A 5,240-nucleotide genomic window follows, 5' to 3' on the forward strand; every position below is an offset into this window, starting at 1 on the left:
GCGGCGGCCTCGCGGCGGTGGTCGGCCATGCCCTGCAGCACGAAGGCATGCATGCGGTCGCTGGCCCAGGGGTACCCGGCGCGCAGCGGCTCGAACACCAGCAGCGGCAGATCGAGCTCGCGCGCCCACCAGGCCGCGCGCTGGAGGCCGAAGTTGTCCTCCAGCCGACGGGCGGCAATCATCCAGTACAGGACGTAGCGGGCGGGGCGGCGCGGGGCAGCGTCGCGGAGCGAGCGGATGCGGAGGGCGGGAACGTCGGGAAGAGAGGGCATTGTCAGCGGGGCGCGCAAGGAAGGACGCGGAGGTAGGGCGGGGTGTCCCCGAACGGCGCGATGGGACATCGCGCCCTACCTGGGTGCTGCCTGACCGACTACACCATGAAAATCGAAACATTGGTATTCGATTTTCATGGTAATTTGCCATGTGCTTGCTCGCAATGACCTCGCCGAGGCTGTGCAGGTGGCGTTGTCGCGCAATCCGGTAGTGCTGCTGGCAGGGCCGCGTCAGTGCGGCAAGACGACCCTTGCCCGGCAGTTCGTCGGGCCGGGGTCCATCAACTACTTCGACCTCGAGGATCCGCTGAGCCTCGCCCGGCTCGAGGAGCCGATGACGGCGTTGGGCGCCCTGTCGGGACTCGTGGTCCTGGACGAGGTGCAGCGCCGGCCCGACATCTTCCCGGTGCTACGGGTGCTCGTCGACCGCGCCGACGCTCCGGCGCAGTTCCTCGTGCTGGGCTCGGCCTCCGGCGATCTGCTCCGGCAGACGTCCGAGAGCCTCGCCGGCCGTTTGGAGCGCGTGACGATGGGCGGGTTCACGGTGGCGGAGGCAGGCGGAGGGGCGGCGGCGGCGTTGTGGCTGCGCGGCGGCTTTCCGCGGTCGTTCCTGGCTCGTGACGAGGCGGCGAGCCTCGCCTGGCGCGCCAGCTTCATCCAGACCCTGCTCGAGCGGGACCTCCCGCAGTGGGGCGTCCGCACCTCGGCGGTCGCGCTCAGGCGTTTCTGGACGATGGTGGCGCACTACCACGGCCAGATATGGAAGGCCACGGACCCGGCGCGGGCGCTCGACGTGAGCGAGCCGACGACGCGGCGCTACCTGGACCTGCTCACCGACGGGTACATGGTGAGGCAGCTGCAGCCGTTCCACGCCAACCTGTGCAAGCGGCAGGTCAAGGCGCCGAAGGTGTACGTGCGCGACAGCGGCCTGCTGCACCAGTTGCTGGGCGTGTCGTCGATGGAGGCCCTGCTCGCGCACCCCAAGGCTGGCGCCTCGTGGGAAGGCTTCGTCGTCGAGCAGGTGCTCGCCACGGAGCCGCACGACGAGGCCTGGTTCTGGGCGACGCATCAGGGCGCCGAGATCGACCTCGTGCTCCGCCGAGGCGAGACCCTGCTCGGGGTGGAGTGCAAGCGCACGGATGCGCCTCGCCTCACGCCGTCGATCCGTATCGCGCTGGAGGACCTTGGCCTCGACCGAGTCGCGGTGGTCTATCCGGGAGAAAAGCGGTGTCCGCTGGCCGATCGCGTCGAGGCCGTCCCGCTTCAGGACATCGCCGGGAGGGAGCCATTGTTTCAAGGGTAGGGCGGCATGTCCTCATGCCGCCGTTGGCGAACGGCGCTAGGTCCCATCGCGCCCTGCCTTGGTGACACGTCTGTCCCCTGCGCCGGTCATTCTGGCTGGCATGCCCCTTGTAGCAGTCGGGCGCGAGGTTGCGCCGGGTCAACGGGGTGCGAAAACCGTCTAGGCAGGCGCTGGCATCGCCGCACTCCGCGTACATGGGCGGCTCGCGTGCAGCCTCGCTGCAGGTCCGGGGGAAGGTCGTCGCTGATGCGCAGGGGGCGTGTCGGCGGGGGGCTTCCCCCTTTTCCGTTCGGGGCCCACGCACGAATCCGAGGAGAGCGACGGGGGACGGCGCAGGCGAATCAGGACTGTCTGCGGCGTCGGTTTCCTTGACGTCTACGGCTACGCGCAGCCCGCCGCCCCCTGGTCGCGGGCCTGGTCCCTGGTCTGGCAGATGCGGAAACCAGAACGATTTCTGCGATCTGGAGTCACTGGCACAATGGTCGCGTGTAGCTGGGTAGGTCGTGTCCAGCCGACGAAGTCGTCGCGGCCGGTCGCCCCGACCAGGAGAAGGTAAATGAAGCAGATTGCCCTGGCCGCGGTTCTGGCCTTCGTCGTTGCGGCCAGCGCGCAGGCCGGTCCCGTGACCATTGTCTCGTCGATCGTCGCCAACCCGACGTCGTCAAACCTGCCATTCGCGGTGGAGACGTTTGGCTCCGGCGGCACGAGCGGACTGGTGTCGAGTGCGGCACTCACGACCTCGTTCGGGACCAATATCTCGTTCACGGGCAATTCCGGTGTCTACGTCGGCGACGTGTCCAGCGTGACCCGCTCGCCGTACCGCAACAGTTCCGGCGGCGCGACCGGCGACCACTACCTGAACGCGAGGTCTGGCGGCTCCGTGATCCTCGAGTACGCCTCCGCGCAGACGGCCTTCAACCTGCTGTGGGGCTCCGTCGATCCCACCCCGACCAGCTACAACCAGCTGGTATTCACCTTCACCGGCTCTGGCGGCTCACAGACGATCACGGGCGCGGACGTCGTGGCCGGGCTGAGCGGGGTACAGGCGGGCACGACCAACCTCGCGGTCCGCATCTCGGGGCTCGACGCCTTCAACAAGATCACGGTCTCGGCCACGTAGGAAGCCTTCGAGTTCGTGCCGGGCAAGCCGGTGCCTGATGGCGGCCTCACCTTGACGCTGCTCGGCAGCGCGCTCGTCGGTCTCGGCGCCCTGCGTCGTCGCTTCAACGTCTAGTTTCGTGTGGTCCCCGGGGCGTCGCGGTTCGGCGCTCATGGTGTCGAAGCCGGCCCTCGGGCCGGCTTCTTCGTTGTGTGGACCAGGAGCGCGGCACCCATCGGTCGTCGATACCGCGTGCTCTCGTGCGAGACCGGCAGAGCGGACCTTGTCGGCCCCGCGCTTCATTCTGAACTCTGAATTCTGAATTGCGGGACGGGCTTCTTCAACGCCCTGCATGCTATCGTCGGGTCGGAGGCATCCGCCAAATGAAGAAGTCCTACCGCATCGGTCTGGCCACCGTCGTGTGCGCGGCGGCCATTGTCACCGGCAGTTGTGCGAGAAGCGCGCAGAGTTCGCTCGATCGCGGCAACAGCTTCCTGGCCAAGGGCGACGTCGCGGCGGCCATCCTGGAGTACCGGGCGGCCGTGGAGCGCGACCCGCTCCTGGCGCAGGCGCACCAGAAGCTGGCCGAGGCGTACCTGAAGCAGGGCAACGGGGGCGAGGCGCTCGCCTCCCTGGTTCGCGCCGCCGACCTCCTCCCCAACGACGTCGACGCGCAGATCAAGGCCGGGTCGGTGCTGCTCCTTGCCGGACGCTTCGAGGACGCCAAGTCACGCGCCGACAAGGCGCTCTCGGTGAACGCGAAGTCCGTTGATGCCCTGGTGCTCCGGGCCAACTCCCTGGCCAATCTGCGCGATCTCGATGGCGCACTGGAACAGCTCCAGCAGGCGATCGCACTGGAGCCTCGCGCCGCGCTGAAGACCAACATGGGCGCGATCGAGGCCGCTCGTGGCAACGTGACGGAGGCCGAGGCGGCGTTCCGCAAGGCCGTCGAGACCGACCCGAAGTCGGTGGAGGCGCAGGTCGCGCTCGGGCAGTTCCTCTGGGGCACCGGTCGCGCGGCAGACGCCGAGGCCACGTTCCGCGCCGCATACGCCATCGACGCGTCCAACGTGCTGGCCAACCGCTGGCTCGCCACCTTCTACATGCGCAGCGGGCGCGCTGCCGAGGCCGAGCCCCACTTCAAGAAGGTGGCCGAGGCGATCAACGACGCCGGGTCGGCGCTGGCGCTGACCGACTACTACCTCGCGCTCGACCGGCGCGACGACGCGAAGCGGACGCTCGATGCGCTGAGCGCTCGGGCAGAGTACTGGCCCATCGCGCGCGCCCGCATGGCCGAGCTGCTGTACGACGATGGCAAGAAGGCCGACGCCCTGAAGGCGGTGGACGAGGTCATCGCGAAGCATCCGTCGATCATCGGCGGCCATCTCGTTCGCGGGCGCTTGATGCTGGCTGACGGGCGGGCGGACGAGGCCAAGACCGAGGCCGAGACCACGCTCAAGCTCGACCCGCGCAACGCCGAGGGATTCTTCCTCCTGGCCCGCGCCGAGGAAGCGCGGCGCGACCTCGACGCCGCCGCCAAGGCCTACGGCGAAGTGCTGTCGATCAACCCGCGCGCGGCGACGGCGCAGGTGCGCCTGGCGATGGTGCAGATGCAGCGCAACGACCTGGGCGCCGCTGCTCAGTTGGCCGAACAGGCAGCCGCGGCGCAGCCGGACGGGCTCGAGGCGCGCCTGGTGCTGGCACGGACGCTCGTGGCGCGGCGCGAGATCGAGCGCGCGGCGACGGTCACCGAGGCCCTCGCGCGCGAGTTCCCCAATCAGTCGGTGGTGCAGAACCAGGTCGGCATGCTGGCCCTGGCCAGGGGCGACGCCAGTGGCGCGCGCGCGGCGTTCGACAAGGCGCTGGCGCTACAGCCGACGATGGTGGAGCCGCTGGTGGCGCTCGTCTCGATCGACATCGAGCAGAATCAGGCCGCCCAGGCGCGGGCGCGCGTCGAGCAGCGGCTCGCGCAGACACCGAACTCGAGCCCGGTGCTGGCGCTCGCCGGCCGCACGTGGGCGTCCACGGGCGACCCGGCCAAGGGCGAGGAGTTCTTCCGCAAGGCCATCGAGGCCGATGCCACCAACCTGGAGGCCTACTCCGGCCTCGCGCGGTTGCTGCTGGCGCAGCAGAAGCTCGGCGACGCGGTCGCTGCGTTCGATGCGCTGGCTGCCAAGCAGCCCAAGGGCATCGGGCCGCAGACGATGGCCGCGATCGCGGTGCAGCAGCAGGGGAACGAGGCGGAGGCGCGGAGGCGCTACGAGAAGATCCTCGGGATCGATCCGAGCGCGGCTCTCGCCGCCAACAACCTGGCGTGGATGCTCGCCAGCAAGGGTGAGCAGCTCGATCGGGCCCTGCAGCTCGCGCAGGCGGCGAAGGCCGCGCTGCCCGACGAGCCCGAGGTCAACGACACGCTCGCGGTGGTGTACCTGAAGAAGCAGTTGCCGGCACTGGCGATTCCGCCGCTGAAGGTGGCGCTGGACAAGAACCCGGGCAACCCGGCGTTCCACTACCACCTGGGGCAGGCCTACGCGCAGACGGGGAACAAGGATGGGGCGCGCCAGGC

Annotated in this window: 3 protein-coding genes and 1 pseudogene; 3 read left to right on the forward strand and 1 reads right to left on the reverse strand. The window is 69.4% G+C overall.

Features of this window, described 5'->3' with window-relative positions; translation table 11 throughout:
* Positions 1 to 272, reverse strand: a pseudogene (locus ACIRDX_RS20355) (deoxyribodipyrimidine photolyase); the annotation flags it as partial.
* Positions 273 to 423: 151 nt separating this feature from the next.
* Here ACIRDX_RS20355 and ACIRDX_RS20360 point away from each other — a divergent pair.
* From ACIRDX_RS20360 to ACIRDX_RS20370, 3 genes are all read left to right on the forward strand, one after another.
* Entirely contained in the window at positions 424 to 1,575 is a 1,152-nt protein-coding gene (locus ACIRDX_RS20360; RefSeq protein ID WP_396627270.1) for an ATP-binding protein, read from the forward strand.
* 556 nt (positions 1,576 to 2,131) lie between these two features.
* Positions 2,132 to 2,695 carry a hypothetical protein gene (locus ACIRDX_RS20365; protein WP_396627271.1) on the forward strand — a complete coding sequence of 188 codons (564 nt, stop codon included), beginning with the start codon at positions 2,132 to 2,134 and terminating at the stop codon, positions 2,693 to 2,695.
* Between the two features lie 362 nt (positions 2,696 to 3,057).
* On the forward strand, positions 3,058 to 5,240 hold a 2,183-nt coding region (locus ACIRDX_RS20370), incomplete at its 3' end, for a tetratricopeptide repeat protein (protein ID WP_396627272.1).

Source organism: Luteitalea sp. (genome assembly GCF_044337415.1).
Classification (GTDB): domain Bacteria; phylum Acidobacteriota; class Vicinamibacteria; order Vicinamibacterales; family Vicinamibacteraceae; genus Luteitalea.